Below are 23,286 nucleotides of genomic sequence, written 5' to 3' on the forward strand. Positions count from 1 at the left end.
AACCGACGATCCTCCGCCCGAGATGCCAGCAGCCAGGCACCAGCGCAGCGCGCGAGACACTCGCGGAGTACGTCGGCGCAACGCCACGTAAGGCCGGCCCGCTTCGGCGCCACTAGACAAGGACAGAGGGAACAGCACTCCACCGGGACATCCAGTCCCGCAGCGTGCCGCGACAGCAGAGGAGTCACACATGCCAGGGCGGTTCGAGGGACACAAGTTGGTGGCTGTCGGTGGCAGCAGCGGCATGGGGAAGGAGACCGCGATCGACGTCGTCGCCGGGGGCGGCAGCGCCGTGATCGTCGGACGCGACCGCACGCTCGTCGACGACACCGTCAAGGAGCTGAACAACAAGGGCACCGCGTACGGCATCGTGGCCGATCTCGCCGACCGTGCCCAGGTCGACGAGGTGCGATCACAGCTCGCCGCCGATCACGCCGACGCGACGCTGATGGTCAATGCTGCCGGGTTCTTCATCCCGAAGCCGTTCCTCGACTACGACGGTGACTTCTACGACTCCTACGCCGAGCTGACTCGGGCGATCTTCTTCCTGACCCAGACCGTGGCACGGAGTATGATCGAGCGCGCTGCCGGTGGGGCGATCGTCAACATCGGCAGCATGTGGGCGCACCAGGCGATCGGTGTCACTCCGTCGTCCGGTTACTCGGTGGCCAAGGCCGGCGTGCACGCCCTCACCAAGAACCTCGCGCTCGAACTGGCGCCCCATCACATCAGGGTCAATGCGGTGGCGCCCGCGGTGGTCAGGACCCGGCTGTACGAGGGATTCATCCCCAAGGACAAGATCGACGAGACGCTCGCCGGGTTCGACGGCTTTCATCCCCTCGGCCGGGTGGGCACGGCACGAGACATCGCCTCGACCGTGAGCTTCCTGCTCTCGGCCGAAGCAGACTGGGTCACCGGCGCGGTGTGGGACGTCGACGGCGGCGTGATGGCCGGCCGCAACTGATCGGCCCGCGTCGCGCCACACCGGGTCGCGCCCGACCGATGATCGGGACGATGCCCATGACCGACCACCGAGGATCGACCACTGATGACGTGGAGGTGGCAGATGCCAGCGCAACAGATCACGAAGGTCACCGACGGCACGTTCGCTGACGACGTACTGGGTTCCGAGGTTCCCATCCTCGTCGACTTCTGGGCCGACTGGTGCCAGCCGTGCCAGCTGGTCGCGCCGGTGCTGGAGCAGCTGGCTGTCGAGCAGGCCGGCACGATGCGAATCGGCAAGCTCAACATCGACGAGAACCCCGAGACGACGGCACGCTACAAGGTCATGTCCATTCCGTTCATGGCGTTGTTCAAGGACGGCGCGATGGTCGCCGCGGTGGTCGGCGCGCAGCCAAAGGAGTCGATCTGGGAGCAGATCGGCAAGTACGTGGTCTGAGCCGCGGCGTCACCACCGCGGCGCGGCGCACTGGTCCGGGAGGGACTTCGCATGACATCGGCCATGGAGCCAACCGCCGAATCTGATGGCGACGCGAGCCTGCTGCGCCCGCAGGAAGGGCTCGACGACGAGGAGACGGAGTACGACCCGGAGACGGGTTATTCGCCGAACGAGCGACCCTGGGAGATCGACCGGTGGGGACTGACGGCCGCCGAAGCGGCGCGCGGAGAGGACCTCGCACATCGACTCGCCCGCGAGCTGCCCGACCGGGTGAACGACGTGGCCGGCGACGGCATCGGTGACGCCGTCGACACCGATGGCGAGCCGATCGACGACCAGGTCGGTGACCTCCGGGCCGGCCGCCTGGTCGGCGCGGAACTGGACCCGGCTGACGCCGGCTCCGACCAGTGGGCATTGGACACCGGGATCGACGGCGGCGCCGCATCGGCCGAAGAGGCGGCGATCCACATCGTGCCCGAGCGCGAAGATGACGAGGACGACGAAGACCAGGAGGGCCTACGGTGACGACTTATCGCAAGGATCCGGAAGCGGTTGCTCGCCTGACAGCGCAACAGCGTCGGGTCGCGCTGGAGGGCGGGACGGAACCGGCGTTCCAGAACGAGTACTGGGACAACAAGGAGCCGGGCATCTACGTCGACGTGGTGTCCGGCGAGCCGTTGTTCGCATCGACGGACAAGTACGACAGCCGCACGGGCTGGCCGAGCTTCACGAAGCCGCTCGAGGCTGAGAACGTGGTCACCAAGCGCGACAGCAGCCTCGGCATGGTCCGTACCGAAGTGCGCTCCGCCCATGGCGACAGCCATCTCGGGCACCTGTTCGACGACGGGCCCGCGGCGGCCGGCGGGCAGCGGTACTGCATGAACTCTGCGTCGCTACGGTTCATCCCCGCCGCCGAACTGGAGGCGAAGGGGTACGGCTCCTACCGACACCTGTTCGAGAAGGAAGATGCATGACATGAGCAGCGACACCGGAGACCTGCAGAAGGCGATCCTGGCAGGTGGCTGCTTCTGGGGGATGCAGGAGCTGATCCGCAAGCAGCCCGGCATCGTCACCACGCGCGTCGGGTACACCGGCGGTGACGTGCCCAATGCCACGTATCGCCACCATGGCAGCCACGCCGAAGCGATCGAGATCGTTTTCGACCCCGCGGTCGTCACGTACCGTCAGATCCTCGAGTTCTTCTTCCAGATCCACGATCCCACCACGAAGAACCGCCAGGGCAACGACGTCGGGACGTCCTACCGTTCGGCGATCTTCTACCTCGACGACGAGCAGAAGGACGTTGCCGAGCGCACGATAGCGGACGTCGAGTCGTCAGGAATCTGGCCAGGCAAGGTCGTCACCGAGGTGACCAAGGCGGGGCCGTTCTGGGAGGCCGAACCCGAGCACCAGGACTACCTGCAGACCTTCCCGTCCGGGTACACCTGCCACTTCGTGCGGCCCGAGTGGCGGCTGCCGTCCTCGGGGTCCGGCTCGACTGCCGAGGCTTCCTAGCCGAAAGACCATGGCCGGACGGGACGCGCTGAAGCGCATCCCGCGCTGGACGGGCATCACGCTGCCCGGGTCACGATCCAGGAGGAGCCTCGTGACTACCACCGCCAAGAACCCCGTTCCTGTGCCGCGGCCGATCGTGACTCGGCCGTGGCCGGTACACGAGGCCCCGCGCGGCTCGTGGCTGGCACGCACGATCCGGACCACCGATGCGAAGCAGATCGGGATCATGTACATGGTCACCGCTTTCGTGTTCTTCGCCGTCGGCGGCTTCCTGGCGCTGTTGATGCGCGCCGAGCTGGCCCGGCCGGGCATGCAGTTCCTGTCGCCCGAGCAGTACAACCAGCTGTTCACCATGCACGGCACGATCATGCTGCTGATGTTCGCGACCCCGATCGTGTTCGCGTTCGCCAACTACATCGTGCCGCTGCAGATCGGCGCGCCCGACGTGGCGTTCCCGCGCCTCAACGCGTTCGCCTACTGGCTGTACCTGCTGGGCAGCACGCTGGTGGTCGCGGGGTTTGCGACCCCGGGCGGCGCCGCCGACTTCGGCTGGACCGCCTACCAGCCGCTCGCCGGCGTGGCGAACTCGCCGGGCGCCGGTGCCACCCTGTGGTTCGTCGGCCTGATCATCTCCGGCCTGGGTACCATCCTCGGCGCGGTCAACATGGTCACCACGATCGTGACGCTGCGCGCGCCGGGCATGACGTTGTTCCGGATGCCGATGTTCACCTGGACCATCCTGGTCACCAGCATGCTGGTACTCATGGTGTTCCCCACGCTGGCCGCCGCCCTGTCGGCAGCGGTCGCCGACCGGAAGATCGGTGCTCACGTCTTCGACGCCAGCACGGGCGGGCCGATGCTGTGGGAGCACCTGTTCTGGTTCTTCGGCCATCCGGAGGTCTACATCATCGCCCTGCCCTTCTTCGGGATCATCTCCGAGGTGATCCCGGTGTTCAGCCGCAAGCCGCTGTTCGGCTACAAGGGCATGATCGGGGCCACCGTCGCGATCGCGGCGCTGTCGATGACCGTGTGGGCACACCACCTGTTCGCCACCGGGCAGGTACTGCTGCCGTTCTTCTCGTTCATGTCGTTCCTGATCGCCATCCCCACCGGGATGAAGTTCTTCAACTGGATCGGCACCATGTGGCGGGGCCAGCTCACGTTCGAGACTCCGATGATGTTCGCCCTGGGTTTTCTGATCACGTTCCTGCTCGGTGGACTGTCGGGGGTGCTGCTCGCCTCGCCCGCCGTCGACTTCCACGTCACCGACACGTACTTCGTGGTGGCGCACTTCCACTACGTGCTGTTCGGCACGATCGTGTTCGCCGTCTACGCCGGGGTCTACTTCTGGTTCCCGAAGATGACCGGCCGGATGATGGACGACAGACTCGGCAAGCTGCACTTCTGGCTGACCTTCATCGGTTTCCACACCACTTTCCTGGTGCAGCACTGGCTCGGCGCCGAGGGCATGCCCCGCCGCTACGCCGACTACCAGGCCGCCGACGGCTTCACCGCACTCAACATGGTGTCGACCATCGGCGCGTTCATCCTTGGGCTGTCGATGCTGCCGTTCGCGTGGAACGTGTACAAGTCGTACAAGAGCGGCCCGGTCGTCGAGGTCGACGACCCGTGGGGCTACGGCAACTCGCTCGAGTGGGCCACCAGCTGCCCGCCGCCGCTGCGCAACTTCGACCGGATGGTACGCATCCGCAGCGAACGCCCGGCCTTCGACCTGAAATATCCCGAGCTCGTCGAACCCGTCGGTCGCCCGCCGACACCTGCCTCGGTCTCGGGCTCGGAGGACACGAGATGAGCTCCGCCGTTGCAGCCCACCCGATCCGCGTAGCGTCGTTCCAGTGAGAGGGGGGCACAGGTGCCCATCTTCAACCGTGGGTTTCGGCCACGGCGTCACGACAGTGCGGTGACGCTGCCGCCCGGGCAGCACCTGACCGATGACTTCCCTGTACTGACGGCGGGGCCAACTCCGAGAGTGCCCACCGACACGTGGCAGTTCGTCATCACCGACGCCGACCGGCGGCGACATGTCTGGTCGTGGGACGAGTTCATGGACCTGCCCCGCCAGCAGTTCACCGCAGACCTGCACTGCGTCACCAAGTGGTCGAAGCTTGCCAGTCGTTGGGAAGGCGTCTCGCTGGACACGTTGTTCGACGCGATCCCCGCGGTTTCCGACCATGCGTTGGTGCACACGTACGACGCCTACACGACCAACCTGCCGCTGGCCGATCTGTTGGGGGCGAAGGCGTGGATCGCTTTCCGCTACGACGGCCAGGACCTCGGCGCCCGGCATGGCGGGCCGGCGCGGTTGCTCGTACCGCATCTCTACCTGTGGAAGTCGGCCAAGTGGGTTCGCGGCATCCACCTGCTCGACCATGACGAGCCCGGGTTCTGGGAGATGCGCGGCTACCACAACTACGGCGACCCGTGGCGCGAGCAGCGCTACGCCGGCGATTGACCCTCGCCGTCTCGTTCCTCAACGTGGCGCGCCGATCCGTTGACGAGGTAAGACGCCGCGCTGGGCTGTCACCAGACTAGGGCAGGGACGCACCACGGGCTGTTCGGTCCTCTGACCGATCGATCGGCGTCAGCGGTCACGGACTCCTGCCGCGATCCACGTACTGGTCGGACGACGAAGGATCAAGTGCCATGAGGGAGAACTTCGAAGGCCGCAACGTGGTGGTCGTTGGTGGCAGCAGCGGAATCGGCGCAAGACCGCGGAGGACGTGATCGTCGGGGCGGCAGCGCGGTGATCATCGGCCGTCCCGGGCAGAAACTGGACGATGCCCTTGCGGTCCTGTCGCGTCCGGGTGACGCGTGGCCGATCACTGCCGCGACGATCACCTTCCTCTTGTCGCTCGTCTCGAGCTGGACGACTGGCGCGATCCTCGACATAGCTGGCGGCGCCACGGCCGGCCGCAACTGATCCTGAAGGTTGACCAGGTTTCCCAGGACCGATGGCAGGAGAGTTCGATGAACCGTTTTCATTCCGGTAAGGACGTCGTGGACGGCCAGCTGGTGAGCGCGGCGGAGATGACCGCCGCGCTGACCGCTGCGGAGTTCGTGTTCGACGACGGCGCCACACAGACGTTCACCCCCGCGGGCCGAACGACCTACGTCGAGAACGGCGGTTCGTCGGCCGGTGACTGGTCGGTGGTGGGTGATGGAACCTTCGAGTCGTTCTGGCCGCCGACATACCGGGCGGAGTATGCGGTTCGGTGGATCGTCGAGGACGGGACGCCAGTGGGGGTCAGCTTCACCGACACCCGCAGCGGCGCGCGCTATGACGGCCGGTACCGATGAGGGGAGGCGGCGAGGTGGAGGGTGCTGATCGCCGGCGGAGGCAACGCAACTCGCTGACGACGCCATCGTCGTCACCGGCGACCAGAGCCTCGTAATAAATGGGCGCGACGGGGTCACTAACACCACGACAACAGTGCCCGTTCGCGCGATCGCCGGACGGGGACGGGTCCCCACGACCAGAGAGGACACCGATGAGTTCGGTGCACGACGAGGTGGTCACCTCGAGCCAGCCATGGCTGCACGAGCACGGTACGGAGATTCAGGAGTTCGGGACCGTGCGGCTGTTCCCGTTGGGCTTGTCGCGAGACACGCGAATGTACTCCTGTCAGCGGCTCAACCGGGTGCTCGCCGACGCGCAGATGCTGCACGCGCTCTACAAGAAGCATCACTGGCTCATGCGCGGACCGACGTTCTACCAGCTGCATCTGTTGCTGGACAAGCATGCCGGTGAGCAGCTGGCGCTGATCGACACCGTCGCCGAGCGGGTGCAGACGCTCGGCGGAGTGGCGGTCGGTGACCCGCGGCACGCCGCCGAGATCACTCAGGTGCCTCGCCCGCCGGATGGCGTCGAGAAGGTCCCGGCGATGCTGTCCCGGCTGTTGGAGGCGCACGAGATCATCCTGAACGACGCGCACGATGCCGCGAAGCGTACCGCCGAGCTCGGTGACGACGGCACCAACGACGTGCTCGTGTCGAACGTGATCCGCACCGGTGAGCTGCAGGCGTGGTTCCTTGCCGAGCACCTGGTGGACACCCCGCTCGTGCACACCTGAACACCTACGGTCGCCCAGCGAAGCCCGAACCGCGGGTCCGCCGGCACCGTCGACGTCAACGAGGTGTGATGACCGCATCGGCTACCCGCCCCCGACGGACGCGATGGTCCAGACAGCTCACCCCGCCGCTGCGCGCGTTCCTGCACACCGAGTCGGTGAGCGCCGGAATCCTCGTCGCGGCGATCGTCGCCGCGCTGGCGTGGGCGAACCTGGGCAACGCGTCCTACGAGGCGGTCTGGCACACCGAGCTGTCGGTCCGGTTCGGCAACGTCGGTGAGGCGCTGGATTTGCGGACGTGGTTGAACAGCGGCCTGATGACGCTGTTCTTCCTCGTGGTGGGTCTCGAAGCTCGACGCGAGGCCGACCTGGGCGAGTTACGTGATCGGCGCCGGTTCCTGCTGCCACTGGTGGCCGGCGTGTCCGGGATGGCGCTGCCGGTAGCGATCTACCTGGCCGCCAACGCTGGACGCGCCGGCGCGCACGGCTGGGGCGTGGCGATGTCCACCGACACCGCGCTGGCGCTGGGGCTGTTCGCGGTCGTGGGCCGCGGGCTGCCGAGCCAGCTACGCGCGTTCCTGCTCACGGTGTTCGTCGTCGACGACCTTGTCGCGCTGGTGGTGATCGTCGCCGCGTACAGCCAAGGCATCAGCGTGCTGCCGCTGCTCGTGGCGGCGGCGGCATTCGCGGCCTTCATCGGTCTGCTGCTGCTTCGGATCGACCTGCCGGTGCTGTACGTGCTGCTTGGCGCCGCAATGTGGGCCGCGCTGTTGAGAAGTGGTGTCGACCCGGTGGTCAGTGGCTTGGGGATCGGCCTGCTGGCCTGGGCGTACCCGCCGACGCGTCGGGACCTTGAACGGGCCACGGGAGTGTTCCGGCTGTTCCGGGAGCAGCCCATGGCGGAACTAGCCAGGACGGTCAGCACGAGCGTGGCCGCCACCCTGTCGCCCAACGACCGACTACAACGCGTTTTCCATCCACTGGCCAGCTGCGTCATCGTGCCGCTGTTCGTTCTCGCGAACGCCGGTATCCAGCTGCACGGCAACGTGCTCGCCCACGCCTTCACCGCACCGGTGACGCTCGGCATCCTCATCGGCTACGTGGTGGGTAAGCCGGTCGGCGTCGCCGGGGCCACCTGGCTGATCTCCTGGCTCACCGGAGGTCGAATCCGACCGGCGGTCGGCTGGGCGGCGATCCTGGGCAGCGGAACGATCGCCGGTGTCGGATTCACCGTGTCGCTGCTGATCGCCACGCTGGCGTTCAGCGGCACGCTGCTCGTCGAGGCGAAGCTCGGCGTGCTGTCCGCCACCGTCGTGTCCTCGCTGCTGACCTGGACCGTGTTCCGCATCGTGGGGTTGCTACCGCGAGAACGCAGAACCGCCGCGCTGCTCGGCGACGCCGGCCACATCGCGGACCTCGCGGTCCACGTGGACGTCAACCGGGATCACGTCCGCGGATCACCGGACGCGGTCGTCACCGTCGTCGAGTACGGCGACTTCGAGTGCCCGTACTGTGGGCAGGCGGAGCCGGCCATGCGCGAAGCCTTGCAACGCACCGATGTCCGGTTCGTGTGGCGGCATTTGCCGCTGTCCGACGTGCACCCGCATGCGCAGCTCGCCGCCGAGGCCGCCGAGGCGGCCGCGGCACAGGGCGCCTTCTGGCCGATGCACGACCTGCTGTTGGCTCGGCGCGACCGGCTGCGGATGACCGACCTGCTCGACTACGCCGACGAGCTCGGCCTGGACCGAGCGAGGTTCGCCGATGACCTGAACCACCATGTGCACTGGGCGCGCATTGCCCAGGACATCGAGTCCGCCGATCTCAGCGGGGTCGCCGGTACGCCGACCTTCTTCGTCGACGGCCAGCGCCACTACGGCGTCTACGACCCGGGGGAGCTTGTCGAGGCGATCAGGTCCGCCCACGAACGCGCGGTGATGATGGCATCGCAAACATCCGCAGGCTGAATGGCCCTACCGTACTGGTTACTTGGCCCAGTTCCATCCAACAGAACGGACAGGTTTCGTCATGACACTGGTTGTCGGAAAGATGATCGCCGCCCACCCGGGCCCCGGGGCCGACTTCGACAGTGCGCTGGCCACGTGCATCGAGGAGTGCCTCGCCTGCTTCCAGGCCTGCACCTCGTGCGCCGATGCCTGCACGGCGGAGGCCGACATCGCCTCGATGGTCAAGTGCATCCGGACCGACCTCGACTGTGCCGATACGTGCGCCGCGTGCGCGGCCGTCCTGTCGCGTCGTACGGACACCGACCTGACCGTCACTCGAACCCTGGTGGAAGCCTGCCTTGCCTCGTGCGTCGCCTGCGCCGTGGAGTGCGAGCGACACGCCGCCCACCACGAGCACTGCCGAATCTGCGCCGAGGTGTGCCGGCGATGCGAGCAGGCGTGCCGGCAGCTTCTGGCGGCACTTCCGAAGGTCGGATAGCGGTGGCGCCCACTCGACATGTCGCACGCCCGCCACCGGCTCGATCTTGCCCGGCGGCGGGCGGTGCGGTGGTCTTTAGCGCGGCGGAACCATTCGCCGCTGGCGGCTGATCCCCGATCCGCCAGCAAGCCCCCGGAACAGGAGGGTTTCCGATGCCCAGGAGAACAAGACACCGGCGGCGCGCCGGCCTTGCGGTGGCCGCGCTGGCACTGGCGCTGGCCTGGCCGGCGGCCGCAGGCGCCGCACCGGCAACGCCACCGTCGGTGGGTCCGCCGGTGGCGACTGCGAAGCAGGTCAAGATTGGCAAGCCCGCGGCGAAGCAGCTCTGCGGCAAGCCCGGCAAGGGCCAGGCGGCGTGCCTGTCGCAGCGACGTACCGACGTTTCCGGCGTCCACGGCCTGCTGCTGAGCACCGGAGCGGCGCCGGTGGGGTACGGCCCGACGGACCTGCGCAGCGCCTACCAGATCCCGGCCGACGGTGGTGCCGGTCAGACGATCGCCATCGTCGATGCCTATGACGACCCCACTGCCGAGTCCGACCTTGCGCTCTACCGCCAGCAGTTCGCCCTGCCCCCGTGCACGACGGACAACGGCTGCTTCCGCAAGGTCGACCAGCGCGGTGGTGCCGACTTCCCCGCCGCGGATCCCGGCTGGGCCGGAGAGATCTCGCTGGATCTGGACATGGTCTCGGCGATCGCACCGGCGGCGAAGATCGTGCTGGTGGAGGCCGACGACGCCTACTACGATTCGCTCGGCTCCGCGGTCGACACGGCGGTGGCGTTGGGCGCCAAGTACGTGTCGAACTCGTACGGCGGGAGCGAGTCGCCGGCCGAGACGAGCGAGGACGCGCTGTACTACCAGCATCCCGGTGTGGCGGTCGTCGCCAGCAGCGGAGACGCTTTCTACGGCGTGCAGTACCCGGCGGCGTCGCCGTACGTGACGGCGGTGGGCGGGACCTCCCTGACCCGAGACTCCAGCCAGCGCGGCTGGTCCGAGTCGGTCTGGTCCAACACCGGTGGCCCCGGTTCGGGATGCTCACGCTACGAGGACAAGCCCTCGTTCCAGACCGACACCGGTTGCGCGCAGCGCACCGTGGCCGATGTGTCCGCAGTCTCCGACCCACGAACCGGCGTCGCGGTGTACCAGACCTACGGCGGGCAGGGCTGGGGCGTCTACGGCGGAACCAGCGCCGCCGCGCCGATCATCGCCGGCGTGTACGCCGATGCCGCGTCGCCGGCCCCGGGCAGCTATCCCAACTCGTACCCGTACCAGGATCCGTCGGCCCTCAACGACGTCACCGAAGGCAGCAACGGCAGCTGTACCCCCAGCTACCTGTGTACGGCGGGGCCCGGTTACGACGGCCCCACCGGTCTCGGCACGCCCCGAGGGATTGCCGCGTTCCGGTCCGGCCCGCACGGCGTCATCACCGGTACCGTCACCGACGCGCACGGCAGCCGGGCGATCGCCGGCGCCACCGTCCAGGTCGGGGACGACACGGTCACCACCGACGGCGACGGCAGCTACGCGCTGTCCGTACCGCCGGGCAACTACGACCTCACCGTCGCCGCTTACGGCTACGCGAAGCGCACGATCAGCGGCATCGCCGTCACCGACGGTGGCACCGTCCGCGAGAAGGTACGGCTGCGCAAGCTGCCCACCGCGCGGCTGACCGGCACCGTCACCGACGGATCCGGGCACGGCTACCCGCTCGCCGCACAGGTCACGGTGGACGGCGTGCCGGGCGGGCCCGCCGCCACCGACCCGTCCACCGGCGGGTTCGCCCTCGACCTGCCTGCCGGCAAGAGCTACCAGCTGCACGTCACCGCGGACTATCCCGGCTACCAGCCGGCCAGCGCCGAGATCGCGGTGGGCGACGCCGACCGTACGACCCGGTTCACCCTCGACGTCGACACCGCATCGTGCACCGCCCCTGGATATGCGAAAGCCGACGGCACCTGCGCGCCGGTCCGCGGTGGATTGCTCGTTGGCACGGTCACCGACGCCAACACCGGCGCCGGCGTGCCGGGAGCGACGGTCACCGGACCGGACGGCGCCGCCGGTACATCGACCGGAAGCACCGGCAGCTACTGGCTGTTCGCCGCCCCGGGCACGCATCAGGCGTTCACGGCAGGCCGAACCCGGTACGCCGCGCAGTCGACGACGGTGACGATCACCGCCGACCGGGTCACCCGCGCCGGCTTCACGCTGAAGGCCGGCCGGTTGCAGGTCACGCCGGGTTCGATCAGCCGGAACGTCCAGGCCGGCAAGCAGGCTACGGCCGCCGTCACGGTGCAGAACACCGGTAGCCGGCCGGCCACGTTCCGGTTCGGCGAGCGCGACGGTCAACAGCCTGCGACACAATGGAAGTCGATCCCCGATTTCCCCACCCCGATCGAGGACAACACCGCCGGCTACCACGCCGGCACCGTCTACTCGGTGTTCGGATGGAACGGCCACAGCCAGACCGCGGACATGTACTCCTACACCCCGGGCGACGATGGCTGGACGCAACGGGCCAGTGCCTCGGCGCCGCGGGAAGGTGCGGCCGGTGCGTTCATCGACGGCAAGTTCATCGTCACCGGCGGCTGGGACGTCCGCGACCAGGATGATCCGGTCACCGAGATCTACGACCCGGCGACCGACCGGTGGACGACCGGAGCGCCCAACCCCAAGCCGTACGCGAACGCTGGGCACGCCGTGCTCGACGGCAAGCTCTACCTGGTCGGCGGCTGCGTACTGACCTGCGCGGTCACCGACGTACAGGTCTACGACCCGGCGAGCGACACCTGGGCGTCCGCGGCTCCCTACCCGGAGCAGGTGGCCTACCAGGCGTGCGGCGCGATCGACGGCGACCTGTACTGCGCCGGCGGCACCACCTCGCGCGCCCAGCTCCAGCACGCCTACGTGTACGACCCGGGCAGCAACAGCTGGTCGCGCATCGCCGACCTGCCGATCCCGTTGTCCGGATCGGGCTACACCGCCGCGAACGGCCGGCTGCTGATCTCCGGCGGCATCACCGCCGGCGCCTCGTCCACGACCGGGCAGGGCTTCGCCTACGATCCGTCCACGGATACCTGGACGGGACTGGCGACGGCGCTTGCGCCGGGCAACCGCGGTGGATCGACGCTCGGGTTCTACCGCATCGGCGGCCAGCCGGCCCTCGGCCAGGGGCCGTCCGCCACCGTGCAGGTGCTGCCCGGCTACGACCAGGGCGATGACGCGGACGTCGGCTGGCTGACCGAAGGTCGCGATCACGTGACCCTGGCGCCGGGCGAGAAGATACGCGTCGCCGTGCGGCTCACCGCGAAACAGCCGGCGGTGTCGCAGCCCGGTGACTTCTCGGCACTGTTGCTGATCCGGTCGGACACGCCGTACCCCAGCACTCCGGTCAGGGTGTCGATGCAGGTGAAGTAGCTGGCTCAGCCGGGTTCGCCCGATCGCTCGGGCGGGCCCGGCGGCATCAGCCAGCCACGCAGCGTCGCCTGCCACACCAGCTGCAGCCGGGTGCGTACGCCGGTGAACTCGGAAAGATCACGCACCCGACGCTGCACCGTCCGCATCGAGGTGCCGAGCTGGGTGGCGATCGCCTGGTCGGTCAACCCGGCCACCAGCAGGTTCAGCAGCTGCCGGTCCGCTGGCGAGGGGGCGGCGGCGGTCCGGTACGCCTGTACCGACCCGTCGCCGGCCACCGACAGCGGGGTGGCCGTCGCCCAGATCCGCTGAAACAGCGCGGCAAGCGCATCCAGCAGCCCGCTGGAGTGCACCACGATCGCCGACGCCTCCGCGCGCGCGGGCACCTCCAGCGGAACGATCGCCACCTCCCGGTCGACCATCACCATCTTGACCGGTACCCCGATCGCCGCCCGGGCGTCCTCGCCGCGTCGCAGGCTCGATGCGATCTCGTACGGGTCGCCCGGCACGTCGAGCAGCGCCAGATCGTAGACGGTCCGGTACTCGACGCCGGAGTCCAGCGCCGCCTGGCTCGCCGCCGTGTCGCTCGGCGGCACCGCCTGGATCGGCTCCCGCAGCAGCCCCAGCACTTCTCGCTCGGCGCCCAGCTGCAGTTGCGCGAAGCGGTGCGCCACCGCGTCTCGTCCGTACACGACCTCGATCAGCTCGTCCGCGCCACGGCTGGCGTGGTGGCTGCGGTGCTCCTCACCCAGTCGGCTGATGATGCTCTCCACCGTCTCCAGCTGCGAACGACGCTGCGCCAGCTCCGGCGCGAACGCCAGCTCCGGCCGCACCGCGCGAAACCGGTCCTGTGTGGACACCACGCGGGTCACCAGCCCTTTGCGCTCCATTGCATGCAGCTGCGTGACGACGTCTGCCGCCGGGATCCTGAGCTGGTCGGCGAGCTCGGCCGGATCGGCCGCGGCCGTGCGGAGCAACAGGCGATACATCGCGCCCTCGTCGGGGGCCATACCGACCAACTCATACATCACTCCGGTCATGCTGCCCTAATCCAGCCGCGCCGTGAAGCCGTCGGCTCTGCTCGGCTCATGGCACCCAGCGGGCAGCCGAGCTGGCTGGATGCTCTATAGCTACCGCAGGTCGCCGTCCGGCCGGTAGTGGCGCAGCCGGTCATGCGGCGCGGCCGCGTTCGCGGAGTCGTCGACACCGCGCGGCCGTGACGGCCATGCCGTCATGGCGACCTTGCGAGTCTGGCACTCTGAACCGCCCCGGACATGACGAGTCGAGGCTCTGAGAGATGTGGGGCTACCACCACTACGGCGGCTCGGGGCGGGAACCGCGCCACGCGGGCGACCGACGGAGCCGTTGCATGTCAAGGGGTAAGACGCCGCGGCGTCGCGACACAGACATGGCGACGCGGACGGCCATCGCGTTGCCACCAAGCTGAACGGGAGAACCCGATGTCTTACAGCCACCCGCTGCCCACGGAAGCCGCCGCCATGGTCGCACCACTACTGGAACGTTTCAACGCGGGCGACGTTGACGCCGTGATGGCCCTGTACGAACCGGAGGCCGTGGCCATCGCCCCGGACGGACGAACCGTCACCGACCACACAGAGATCGCCGCCGACCTCGAACGCGTCATGAGTCTCGGTATTCCGATGAAGGCCACCGCACGCCACGTGTTCGTCGGCGACGACATTGCTCAGATGGTGCTCGACTGGTCCATCGACGGGACGGGACCCGACGGTGAACCGGTGCACCTCGGCGGTTCCGCGAGCGACATCCTCCGCCGCGGCACCGACGGAATCTGGCGCTACATCATCGACAACAACCTCGGCACCGCGGTACGACAGTCCGCCTGAAACCCGGACACTGATCATCTACGGTGGACAAACAGGGTGCAACCTCCTGCGGGCTGCTGCTGCGGATCAGGTGTCGCCGCCGACGACGCCGTCGGCGTTCGAGGGTGCGTCGGTTGTCGGCCCAGGCACAACCGCTCACCTCCGCCCAGTGACACCGAAACTCGGCGTCGCACCTCGTGGCTCGACAGTCGAGAGCAGCGTGGCGTGCGCCGTCTCGGGTCACCGGTAGGGATGGCGACGGGTACAGCCTGTAAGACTGAGCCATGCCTGAGATCGTCCAGTTGCTCGCGTCGCCCGTCCACCGCTACGAGGGTCGGCCGAGCGATGGCCCGGCGACGGCCCCGGAGCACGAGATCGTCGACGAGGTCGAGATCCGGGCCGGTCTCGGCATCGTCGGTGACCGCTACTTCGCCCGCCCCGCACACCGGGATGCCGCCGTCACGATCATGGCCGCGGAGGTACTGCCCGACGGAGTGGACCTGTCCCAGACGCGGCGCAACATCCTGGTCCGCGGGATCGACGTGGACGACATGATCGGGCGCACCCTGACGATCGACTCCGGGTTCGGCCCGGTGGCCTTCGCGGTGCGCCGCCCGGCCAACCCCTGTGCATGGATGGACGTCACCATCGGACCCGGCACGCGCAAGGCGCTGCGCCGCCACGGCGGAGTCCGTACGAGCCCGCTGACCGACGGGCGACTGCGGGTCGGTCCGGTCACGTTCACGGTGCACTGACGGCGCGCCCGGAACGGCCGTGCCCTACGCGGTGGGGTAGTGGTCGATGTCAAGCCCAGCCACCGACGTAGCTCTCACCCGGGGCGGGTAGGAAGGGTACGGGTGTCGACGCCAGAATCGGCAGAACGGCGGCGTCGCCGCCGACCCACGACCACGTACCTTGCCCGAAAGCCGAGGCCATGACGATCGACCTGACCGCTCTCCGCGCCCACTTCCCGTCCCTCGACACCGGCCTCGCCTTCTTCGACGGCCCCGGTGGTACCCAGACTCCGCGTGTCGTCGCCGACGCCATCGCCGCGACGCTGGCGGGCCCCCTGTCCAACCGCGGTACCGTCAGCCCGTCCGAGCGCAACGCCGGACGCGCGGTGACCGACTTCCGGGCCGCGTATGCCGACCTGCTGAACGTGCCCGCGCACAGCGTCGTCCACGGGCGCAGCGCCACGCAACTCACGTACGACTTCTCCCGGCATCTGGCCAAGGGCTGGAGCGCGGGCGACGAGATCGTCGTCAGCCGCCTGGATCACGACAGCAACGTCCGGCCTTGGATCCAGGCGGCGCAGCGCGCCGGGGTGACGGTCCGCTGGATCGAGATCGACGCCGGGACCATGGATCTCGACCTCGAGTCGTACGAGCGGGCCCTGTCTCCCCGCACCCGGCTCGTCGCACTCACCGCCGCGTCGAACGTGCTGGGCACGAAGCCGCCGGTGCGCCGGATCGCCGACCGGGCGCACGAGGCCGGTGCCCTGGTGTACGTAGACGGGGTCCACTACGCCGCGCACGAGCTGGTGGATGTGCCCGCGCTCGGCGCCGACCTGTTCGTGTGCTCGCCGTACAAGTTCCTCGGGCCGCACTGCGGGGTACTCGCCGGGACGCCCGAGCTGCTCGACTCGCTGCACCCGGACAAGCTGCTGCCGTCCTCCGACGCGGTACCGGAACGCTTCGAGTTCGGCACGCTGCCCTACGAGATCCTGGCGGGCGCCACCGCTGCCGTGGACTTTCTCGCCACCCTCGACCCCGGTACCGGGGTCACCCGCCGGGAGCGGCTCGCGCACTCGCTGGCCGCCCTGCACGAGCACGAGCAGGCGCTGCGTACCAGGCTGGAGGAAGGGCTGCGCGGGCTCGATGACGCCGTCACGCTGTACTCGACGGCGGCGGACCGGACCCCGACGCTGCTGATGTCCTTCGCGGGGCGCGACGCACGTGCGGCCCAGCTACACCTGGCGGCCCGGGATGTGCTGGCCCCCGCCGGGTCGTTCTACGCGTACGAGCCGTTCACCGCGCTGAAGCTGCCGGACCCGGCCCTGCGAGCGGGCCTGGCCCCGTACAACACCGCCGAGGACGTGGACAGGCTCCTCGACGGGCTGTCGTCCTTCCTCTGACGCGTGTTCACGCTGCGCGGCGCCGGCGTTCGCGGTCGGGCCTCGCATGATCGTCGGCTGCGCGGGGCAGACACTGATCGACGACAGGAACGCTTCGGACGAGGCATGGAGCAATACCTGCCGCAGGGCTCCCGGTCCTCGTTGGGGGCCGGCTGGTCTGCCGGCTTCGAGGCTGGCCCATGCGGCGGTCTGCTTTGGGCCGGGTCAGGTGTCCTTGCGGTGGTAGGCCTCGGCTGCGATTCGCACGAACGAGCTGACCAGTGGGGAGGGACTGGTGGCCGGCCAGGCGAGGACGAGCCTGCTCGGTGGCCGGTCGGTCACCGGGATGGTGACAAGCCCGGCGGGTGTCAGCTGATCCAGTGGGGCGAGCGCCGACATGCCGTTCCACAGAACCGCCTGCAGGCACTCCTGAATGGTGCGTACCGGCGGCTCGTGCTCGCCGGGAGTCGCTGGGGTCCAGTAGGCGCTCCACACCCGGTCGGTGTCCGGAGGCAGCCGCACCCATCGTCGATCGGGCAGGTCGGCCAACCGCACCGCCTGCTGCCCGGCTAGCGGGTCGTCGTCACGGACGACGAGCCCGACCGGTTCGGCGTGCAGGACGTGGCTGCGCAGCCCGGTGTCGTCGAACGGCGACCGCGTGAGCGCGACATCGGCCAGCCCGCTTCGTAGCCCGGCACTGGGGTCTCGCAGGTCGGCTTCGTGAACGCGCACCGACACGGTCGGGTGGACTTGCCGGAAGGCCGGGACGATCCGGCCGCCCACGAGTTCGGCGGTGTCGGCCAGCGACCCGACGGTCAGTGTGGCGCGTCCGGAGATCGAGCGCACCCGTGCCACGAGCTGGTCGGCGTGCTCCAGCAGTACTCGGGCGCCGTCATAGAGGATCCGCCCGGCCTCGGTCGGCTCCACACCACCGGGAGTGCGGTCCAACAGGGTCGTGCCAAACTCGGCCTCGAGCCGGTGCATGGCGCGGCTCAGCGGCGGTTGGGTCATGCGCAGCCGTGCGGCGGCGCGCCCGAGGTGGCGTTCCTCGGCGACGGCGACGAAGTACCGCAGCCCGCGCAGCTCCATCGCCTCACGGTACCGATCGGGTATCGCGCCAACCGCGTCGGTGTTGGCCGAGCACGAGTGCCCGCCGCGAGGATCGGAACCGCAACCAGCGACGGAGGGAGTCCGACGTGAACGAGCTGGAGCTGCGTATCGGGAGCTTCCGGTACGACCACACCGAGGCGCTGTTCGACGGGTCGGTGACGGTGGAGGGCGTGCGCCGCACGACGATGTCGACCGCCCCGATCATGATCGAGGTCTTCGAGGGGATTCTGCGCGGTCAGGCCGTGGACGTGTCGGAGTTGGGGCTGACGTTCTTCCTGCGGGCGCTGGACCAGGGCGTACCGTTGGTGGCCATCCCGGCGTTTCCCGCCCGGGTTTTCCGACACTCGTCGGTGTTCGTCAACACCCGGAGCGGGATCAACGGCCCGGCCGATCTCGTCGGCAAGACGATCGGCGAGTTCGGCGTCTACGGCCAGGACTCCGGCGTCTGGATCAAGGGCATTCTCGCCGACGAGTACGGATTCCGACCCGAACGCAACCGCTGGGTGATCGGCGGGCTCGAAACGCCGCTACCGCAAGGGTTCGAGTTCACCACGCATCCGCACCCGGGCAACGTCGGGATCGGTTTCGCGCCACCGGATCGCACCCTCGCCGACATGCTCGACCGCGGCGAGATCGACGCGCTGTTCACCTCGAACGTCCCGCAGCCGTTCCTGGACGGCTCACCCAACGTCACCCGGCTGTTCCCGGACTACGAACCGGTCGAGCGCGACTACTACCGCCGGACCGGGAACTTCCCGATGAGCCACGTGGTCGTGGCCAGACGCGAACTGCTGGAGACCCACCCCGGGCTCGCGCGGGCGATCTACACCGCGTTCCACGACGCCAAGGAAGCCGGCGCCGAGCGCTACCGCAAGTTCCGCCGCCTCTACCAGTCACCGGTGATGCTGCCCTGGGCGAACGCGCTGATGGAGGAGAACGACCGGCTGTTCGGCGAGGACTGGTGGCCCTACGGCGTGTCCGCGAACTGGACCGCGCTGGACACCTTCCTGCGCTACCACCACGAGCAGGGCCTCTCGGCTCGCCGCTGGACGGTCGAGGACATCGTCGCCGGCGACCTGCTCGACACCTGAGCCCACTTCCGCCGACCACTCGCCCTTTGCGGTTCACGGGTGGGTGAGCAGGTTCAGGAAGCTGTCGAGTTGTGCGGTGAGGGTGTGGGCGGTTTCCAGGTGGGGCATGAGCGTGGCGGTGATCTGTGCCCCGAGCAAAGCGGTGATCAGGTGGCCGACTATGTCGTGGTCGGGGATCGGGGTGCGTACCTGTCCGGCGTCGCGGGCTTCGGTGAGGTGGTGTTGGAGTTGGGTGCGGAATTCGCGGATGGCGTGCTCGTGCCGCGCGGCGAGGTGGGCAGTGGTGAGGCCCTTGTGCCAGAACGGCACGAGGATGCGGGCCTCATCGCGGGTGGTGTCGTTTAGCGGCAGGATCTCGCGACAGTAGGCGCGCAGGGCCGCGAGGCCGTGCTTCCCGATGGTGGCGGCGGCCATTCGGCGGCCTGTCTGGGCGTAGACGTGGTCGAACGCGGCGGCGAGCAGGTCGTCCTTGGTTGAGAAGTACGGCTTGAGCGCGCCGTTGGCGTAGCCGGCCTCGGCGGCGATGACCGCCATGGTGGCCGAGTCCCATCCGGTACGCGCTATGGTGCGGCACGCGGCCGCGATGATCTCCACCCGGCGTTGGTCGTGGTCGACAACCCTTGGCACGGCTGCTCTCCTTGCAATGCGTCCTGTTGCTACCGCTGGCCGTCGGCGATCAGGTCGAGGACCTGCTGGTGCAGCGACGGAACGTGCTGCTCGATTTCGGGTTTCATCAGCACGCTGCGCAGGATACGACCACGTGGTACGTCGGCGACCACCTGATGTCCGCGTGTGGCCAGGGCTGCGGCGTCGACGGTGAAGGTGGCGAGGTACAGCGACTGCGCAGCGGGCAGCTGCATGCCCCGGGCCATGAGGTCGCTGCTGGCACGGTCGATCTCCGACAGCCGGTCGCGCGTGGGGTAGTAGGTGAGGATGTCCAGCTGCGGCCGCTGGTACAGGCTCAGGTGGTCGCTGGCCGCTATGCGGTGCGCCCAGGCCAGCGCGGCGCGTCGGCCGGGACGCAGTACCGCGCCCAGCCCGTCGGAAGTCGGCGGCAGCAGCCGCAGCGTCAACCACAGCGCGGCGGCTGCCGCGCCGCCGCGTGAGCACTCCAGCGATATCTCACCCAGGTGCAGCTCGTCAGAGGTGAAGTAGGTGTACGGCGAGTCGTGCAGGTAGTGCCGCGCCACACCGGGGTCTGCGAACAGCACCGCGCCGCAGCCATAGGGCTGCAGGCCGTGCTTGTGCGGGTCGATGACCACCGAGTCGCATTCGGCGATGGCAGCGAACGGGGCAGCGGCCACACCATCCGGGCTGTCGTCGGCGATCAGGCGGAAGAATCCGCCGTAGGCGGCGTCGACGTGTACCCGTGCGCCGTAGGTCCGGCACAGCGTGACGATGTCGTGGACCGCATCGACCGCGCCCAGCCCGGTGGTGCCCGCGGTGGCCACCACCGTACCCACGGTGCCTGTGCGCAGCAGGTCCGCCAGGGCCTGGAGGTCCATCGTGCCGTCCGCGACGGTGGGCACCGCGTGGCCGTCCACTCCCAACAAGTGGCACATTCGGGCGTGGGTGTAGTGGGCATCGGCGCTGTAGGCCACGACCTTGCCGGGGTGGGTCTGCCGGGCGACGAACAGTGCCTCGAGGTTGGCGATGGTGCCGCTGCTGGTCAGATGTCCCAGGTGGGCACCGAAGCCGAACATCTCCGCCAGCTGGGACACCACCTCCTTCTCCATCCGCGCCGTCGCCGGGCCGCCGTCCAGGGCATGGTTGTTCGGATTGATCAGCATCGCGGTGACGTAGCCGATCACCGCTGCCGGGTGGGGCGGCTTCAGCATCTGCCCGATGTAGCGGGGATGGAAGAACGGATAGTTCTCCCGCAAGCGAACCCGCAGCTGCTCGGTGGCCTGCTCCAACGCCGTCAGTTCGACGTCCATCGACGGGTGTGGGCTGAACTCGCCGTACTCCTGCATCCAACCGGCCATGTCCGCGACCGCGGCGCGCAGTTGCTCGCCCAACTCCGCCGCGCCGGCCGGGCCGCTGTGTAGCAGCCGAGATGCGGTATGCGATGACGTCGCCACGTGATTGCTCCCTGCCGATTCGCGCTCACGGCCGCCGTGCCATGTCTCGGTGGATCGAGCGACCGTTTTTCTATAACTGTAGAAAATAAGTCGTGATCACTGTGGTGTCAATGTTTGCCACCCGGTGCACCCGAGTCGCCCCGCGAGGGGCCGTACCCGCAGCCGGCTACCGCGGTAATCCGCCTCGCTGCGCCGGTCACCGCGGGTCGCGAGCTGCCAGCGACGAACGCGACGACGGTCCGATCACGCCGACCGCTGCTGCGGCGCCCACTTCGCGCAGCTCGCCGCGACCGCCGCGCAACCGACCGGCCGGCCGGTGGTGCTCTCGGTTCTCGCGCTCATGGTTTCTCCCTCCGAATGAGAGGGGCCATCTCCTGACTAGGAGGGACCGACGCGAAAATCGATGCACGTCCAGCGTAAGCTATCAGGCCAGTCAGTACGCCGATCGGAGGAGACTGCGTGCCGCAGTCGTGCAGTTCCGCCGCACTCGCCGGCTTCTCCCGTGCCGTCGGGCGCGTGTTCGGCGTGCATCGTCGACTGCAGATTCACCCGTCCGGATCGCGCCGTCGAGGCGGCCCGGTCGGATCGGTATTGGTGATCGGCGGCGGCATAGCGGGTATGTCGGCCGGCGTGGTGCTGGCCGAACACGGATTCCCGGTCACCGTCTGGGAGAAGGCGCCGCAGCTCGGTGGCCGCCTCAGCGCCGTCCCGTACGTCCTACAGGACGGGACCACACAGCTGGTCGATCATGGGTTCCACGGATTCTTCCGACAGTATTACAACTGGCGCGCCGTCCTGTCGCGCATCGACCTGGCCGGTGATCTGCTGCGGCCGTTGGGCAGCTATCCGGTGGTGTCTGCTCGCTGGCCCGACGAGCAGTTCGACGCGTTGCCGCCCACGCCGCCGGTCAGTATCGCCGCGCTGGTGGCCCGCTCGCCGAGCCTGCGCCTGGGCGAGCTGCGCCATGCCAACCAGGATCTGGCCCGCGAACTGCTGACCTACAGCAGCTCCGGTACCCCGCGGCGCCTGGATCAGCTGAGCGCACAGGAGTTCCTCACCGAGCTTCGGCTGCCGGATCGCTCTCGCGCCATGCTGTTCAACGTGTTCGCCCACTCGTTTTTCAACGACGCCGAGAGCATGTCGGCCGCCGATTTGGTGGAGCAGTTCCACTTCTACTTCCTGGCCAACCCCGAGGGGTTGGGCATGGACGCTCCGCACGCCGACTACCAGACCGCGATCTGGGCTCCGCTGCAGCAGTACGCGCAACGCCACCAGGTCGAGTTCGGCCTGGGGCGCCCGGTTACCCGTCTCGAGCCCACCGATGCCCTCAGGTGGCGCGTGCACTCCGGCGACGACAGCACCGAGGTCGACCGTGTCGTACTGGCCACCGATGCCCGTTCGGCCGGCGCGATTCTCGCCGCGTCCCCGCAGGTCACCGAGCGCGACCCGCGGCTGCGCGCAGCGGCCACCGATCCGTTCGTCGGCCCTCCGTACGCGGTCGCCCGGTACTGGCTGTCCGGTGACGTCGACGCCCTTCGCGCTCAGTTCACCAGCATCGGAGACGCCCGGGAGCTGGACTCGGTGACGCTGTACCACCGGTTCGAGCCACACGCTCGAGACTGGCACGAACGCACCGGTGGTGCGGTGCTGGAACTGCACGCCTATGCCTGCACCCGCGACGCCGACGCCGAGCAGGTCGCCGACAAGATGCTGGCCGAGCTCACCGAACTGTGGCCGGAGGTGGCCGCCTTGTCGGTGGTGGACCGCCGTTGTCAGAAAGGCAATGACGCCGCCGGTTTCCCCGTGGGACGCTGGTGGGAGCGGCCGGGCACCAGGACCGCACTGGCCGGTCTGGAACTGGCCGGCGACTGGGTCAGGCTGCCGGTGCCGGCGGCGCTGATGGAGCGCGCCGCGCTGACCGGGATCCGGGCCGCCAACCAGATCCTCACCTCCTACGGCCACCCGGTGGAGCCGATCTGGTCGGTGCCTACTCGTGGGCTGCTCAGCTCTCGCGTTCGGCTGCGCCGGTGATGTTGGCGGCCATGCCACCGAACACCACGTCGTGGAACGGGCTGATCAGCTTCCAGTAGGCGCGCCCGGCGAAGCCGTGGGGGCGAATGCCGACTCGATCGTCGGACTCCAGGACCAGGGTGTCGACGCCGGCGTCGTGACGTGCACTGATCATCGGCCCCG

At 68.8% G+C, this 23,286-nt stretch carries 22 protein-coding genes; 17 read left to right on the plus strand and 5 right to left on the minus strand.

All coding sequences use genetic code 11. The annotated features are described in order from the left end of the window. Positions 1-190 precede the first annotated feature (190 nt). From Asera_RS13660 to Asera_RS13715, 12 genes are all read left to right on the plus strand, one after another. Positions 191-964 carry an SDR family NAD(P)-dependent oxidoreductase gene (locus Asera_RS13660; RefSeq protein ID WP_030449585.1) on the plus strand — a complete coding sequence of 258 codons (774 nt, stop codon included), beginning with the start codon at positions 191-193 and terminating at the stop codon, positions 962-964. 102 nt (positions 965-1,066) lie between these two features. Next, complete coding sequence (gene trxA / locus Asera_RS13665; protein ID WP_030449586.1) at positions 1,067-1,399, plus strand: thioredoxin; 333 nt, start codon at positions 1,067-1,069, stop codon at positions 1,397-1,399. A gap of 51 nt (positions 1,400-1,450) precedes the next feature. Continuing rightward, positions 1,451-1,924 carry a DUF5709 domain-containing protein gene (locus Asera_RS13670; RefSeq protein ID WP_030449587.1) on the plus strand — a complete coding sequence of 158 codons (474 nt, stop codon included), beginning with the start codon at positions 1,451-1,453 and terminating at the stop codon, positions 1,922-1,924. Continuing rightward, positions 1,921-2,373, plus strand: coding sequence for a peptide-methionine (R)-S-oxide reductase MsrB (gene msrB / locus Asera_RS13675; RefSeq protein ID WP_030449588.1), 453 nt, complete (start codon positions 1,921-1,923; stop codon positions 2,371-2,373). The genes Asera_RS13670 and msrB overlap by 4 nt, the downstream gene beginning before the upstream one ends. Before the next feature lies 1 nt (position 2,374). After that, complete coding sequence (gene msrA, locus Asera_RS13680) at positions 2,375-2,914, plus strand: peptide-methionine (S)-S-oxide reductase MsrA (RefSeq protein ID WP_030449589.1); 540 nt, start codon at positions 2,375-2,377, stop codon at positions 2,912-2,914. A 91-nt stretch (positions 2,915-3,005) separates the two neighbouring features. After that, positions 3,006-4,727, plus strand: coding sequence for an aa3-type cytochrome oxidase subunit I (ctaD, locus tag Asera_RS13685; protein ID WP_425305944.1), 1,722 nt, complete (start codon positions 3,006-3,008; stop codon positions 4,725-4,727). Positions 4,728-4,787: 60 nt separating this feature from the next. Beyond that, positions 4,788-5,387 (plus strand): sulfite oxidase-like oxidoreductase, encoded by a 600-nt coding sequence (locus Asera_RS13690; protein ID WP_030449590.1) that lies wholly within the window; start codon positions 4,788-4,790, stop codon positions 5,385-5,387. A 359-nt stretch (positions 5,388-5,746) separates the two neighbouring features. Continuing rightward, on the plus strand, positions 5,747-6,232 hold the full coding sequence (locus tag Asera_RS33070; RefSeq protein WP_244843865.1) for a hypothetical protein: 486 nt from the start codon (positions 5,747-5,749) through the stop codon (positions 6,230-6,232). 191 nt (positions 6,233-6,423) lie between these two features. Continuing rightward, positions 6,424-7,005 carry a Dps family protein gene (locus tag Asera_RS13700; protein WP_030449592.1) on the plus strand — a complete coding sequence of 194 codons (582 nt, stop codon included), beginning with the start codon at positions 6,424-6,426 and terminating at the stop codon, positions 7,003-7,005. Between the two features lie 68 nt (positions 7,006-7,073). After that, the gene (locus Asera_RS13705; protein WP_030449593.1) at positions 7,074-8,966 is read left to right on the plus strand and encodes a Na+/H+ antiporter NhaA; all 1,893 of its coding nucleotides are present in this window, start codon (positions 7,074-7,076) and stop codon (positions 8,964-8,966) included. A gap of 61 nt (positions 8,967-9,027) precedes the next feature. Next, a complete protein-coding gene (locus Asera_RS13710; protein WP_030449594.1) occupies positions 9,028-9,444 on the plus strand; it encodes a four-helix bundle copper-binding protein in 417 nt (138 codons plus the stop codon). A 275-nt stretch (positions 9,445-9,719) separates the two neighbouring features. Continuing rightward, positions 9,720-12,857: a carboxypeptidase regulatory-like domain-containing protein gene (locus Asera_RS13715; protein WP_211255793.1), complete on the plus strand. Its 3,138-nt coding sequence runs from the start codon at positions 9,720-9,722 to the stop codon at positions 12,855-12,857. A 5-nt stretch (positions 12,858-12,862) separates the two neighbouring features. Here Asera_RS13715 and Asera_RS13720 read toward each other — a convergent pair whose 3' ends face one another. Beyond that, a complete protein-coding gene (locus tag Asera_RS13720; RefSeq protein WP_030449596.1) occupies positions 12,863-13,882 on the minus strand; it encodes a helix-turn-helix transcriptional regulator in 1,020 nt (339 codons plus the stop codon). A gap of 432 nt (positions 13,883-14,314) precedes the next feature. On the opposite strand from Asera_RS13720, the gene Asera_RS13725 reads away from it, so the two are divergent. The 3 genes from Asera_RS13725 to Asera_RS13735 all read left to right on the plus strand — a co-directional run bounded on the left by Asera_RS13725 (position 14,315) and on the right by Asera_RS13735 (position 16,832). Further along, positions 14,315-14,719 carry a YybH family protein gene (locus Asera_RS13725; RefSeq protein ID WP_030449597.1) on the plus strand — a complete coding sequence of 135 codons (405 nt, stop codon included), beginning with the start codon at positions 14,315-14,317 and terminating at the stop codon, positions 14,717-14,719. A gap of 263 nt (positions 14,720-14,982) precedes the next feature. Continuing rightward, complete coding sequence (locus Asera_RS13730; protein ID WP_030449598.1) at positions 14,983-15,453, plus strand: MOSC domain-containing protein; 471 nt, start codon at positions 14,983-14,985, stop codon at positions 15,451-15,453. Between the two features lie 179 nt (positions 15,454-15,632). Next, entirely contained in the window at positions 15,633-16,832 is a 1,200-nt protein-coding gene (locus tag Asera_RS13735) for a cysteine desulfurase-like protein (RefSeq protein ID WP_030449599.1), read from the plus strand. Between the two features lie 204 nt (positions 16,833-17,036). Here Asera_RS13735 and Asera_RS13740 read toward each other — a convergent pair whose 3' ends face one another. Continuing rightward, positions 17,037-17,900: a LysR family transcriptional regulator gene (locus tag Asera_RS13740; protein WP_030449600.1), complete on the minus strand. Its 864-nt coding sequence runs from the start codon at positions 17,898-17,900 to the stop codon at positions 17,037-17,039. Positions 17,901-18,007: 107 nt separating this feature from the next. Here Asera_RS13740 and Asera_RS13745 point away from each other — a divergent pair, with 107 nt between their 5' ends. After that, entirely contained in the window at positions 18,008-19,012 is a 1,005-nt protein-coding gene (locus tag Asera_RS13745) for a substrate-binding domain-containing protein (RefSeq protein WP_030449601.1), read from the plus strand. Positions 19,013-19,045: 33 nt separating this feature from the next. Here Asera_RS13745 and Asera_RS13750 read toward each other — a convergent pair whose 3' ends face one another. Next, positions 19,046-19,606 carry a TetR/AcrR family transcriptional regulator gene (locus Asera_RS13750; protein WP_211255795.1) on the minus strand — a complete coding sequence of 187 codons (561 nt, stop codon included), beginning with the start codon at positions 19,604-19,606 and terminating at the stop codon, positions 19,046-19,048. Between the two features lie 62 nt (positions 19,607-19,668). Further along, positions 19,669-21,093: a pyridoxal phosphate-dependent decarboxylase family protein gene (locus Asera_RS13755; RefSeq protein ID WP_244843867.1), complete on the minus strand. Its 1,425-nt coding sequence runs from the start codon at positions 21,091-21,093 to the stop codon at positions 19,669-19,671. 459 nt (positions 21,094-21,552) lie between these two features. Here Asera_RS13755 and Asera_RS13760 point away from each other — a divergent pair, with 459 nt between their 5' ends. Continuing rightward, positions 21,553-23,124, plus strand: coding sequence for an FAD-dependent oxidoreductase (locus tag Asera_RS13760; RefSeq protein WP_051803029.1), 1,572 nt, complete (start codon positions 21,553-21,555; stop codon positions 23,122-23,124). Here the strand turns inward: Asera_RS13760 and Asera_RS13765 are convergent. After that, positions 23,096-23,278, minus strand: coding sequence for a DUF2867 domain-containing protein (locus Asera_RS13765; RefSeq protein WP_030449605.1), 183 nt, complete (start codon positions 23,276-23,278; stop codon positions 23,096-23,098). The two genes, Asera_RS13760 and Asera_RS13765, sit on opposite strands and share 29 nt — an antisense overlap. Positions 23,279-23,286: the final 8 nt, after the last annotated feature.

It is taken from the genome of Actinocatenispora sera (assembly GCF_018324685.1).
Lineage (GTDB): Bacteria > Actinomycetota > Actinomycetes > Mycobacteriales > Micromonosporaceae > Actinocatenispora > Actinocatenispora sera.

Bases quoted from the DNA above. Each gene is read 5' to 3' on its own strand.
- Asera_RS13670 (WP_030449587.1), top strand. From the start codon at position 1,451: ATGACATCGGCCATGGAGCCAACCGCCGAATCTGATGGCGACGCGAGC.
- Asera_RS13720 (WP_030449596.1), bottom strand. From the start codon at position 13,882: ATGTATGAGTTGGTCGGTATGGCCCCCGACGAGGGCGCGATGTATCGC.
- trxA (WP_030449586.1), top strand. From the start codon at position 1,067: ATGCCAGCGCAACAGATCACGAAGGTCACCGACGGCACGTTCGCTGAC.
- Asera_RS13730 (WP_030449598.1), top strand. From the start codon at position 14,983: ATGCCTGAGATCGTCCAGTTGCTCGCGTCGCCCGTCCACCGCTACGAG.
- Asera_RS13725 (WP_030449597.1), top strand. From the start codon at position 14,315: ATGTCTTACAGCCACCCGCTGCCCACGGAAGCCGCCGCCATGGTCGCA.
- Asera_RS13710 (WP_030449594.1), top strand. From the start codon at position 9,028: ATGACACTGGTTGTCGGAAAGATGATCGCCGCCCACCCGGGCCCCGGG.
- msrA (WP_030449589.1), top strand. From the start codon at position 2,375: ATGAGCAGCGACACCGGAGACCTGCAGAAGGCGATCCTGGCAGGTGGC.
- Asera_RS13705 (WP_030449593.1), top strand. From the start codon at position 7,074: ATGACCGCATCGGCTACCCGCCCCCGACGGACGCGATGGTCCAGACAG.
- Asera_RS13765 (WP_030449605.1), bottom strand. From the start codon at position 23,278: ATGATCAGTGCACGTCACGACGCCGGCGTCGACACCCTGGTCCTGGAG.
- Asera_RS13660 (WP_030449585.1), top strand. From the start codon at position 191: ATGCCAGGGCGGTTCGAGGGACACAAGTTGGTGGCTGTCGGTGGCAGC.
- Asera_RS13700 (WP_030449592.1), top strand. From the start codon at position 6,424: ATGAGTTCGGTGCACGACGAGGTGGTCACCTCGAGCCAGCCATGGCTG.
- Asera_RS13740 (WP_030449600.1), bottom strand. From the start codon at position 17,900: ATGGAGCTGCGCGGGCTGCGGTACTTCGTCGCCGTCGCCGAGGAACGC.
- Asera_RS13735 (WP_030449599.1), top strand. From the start codon at position 15,633: ATGACGATCGACCTGACCGCTCTCCGCGCCCACTTCCCGTCCCTCGAC.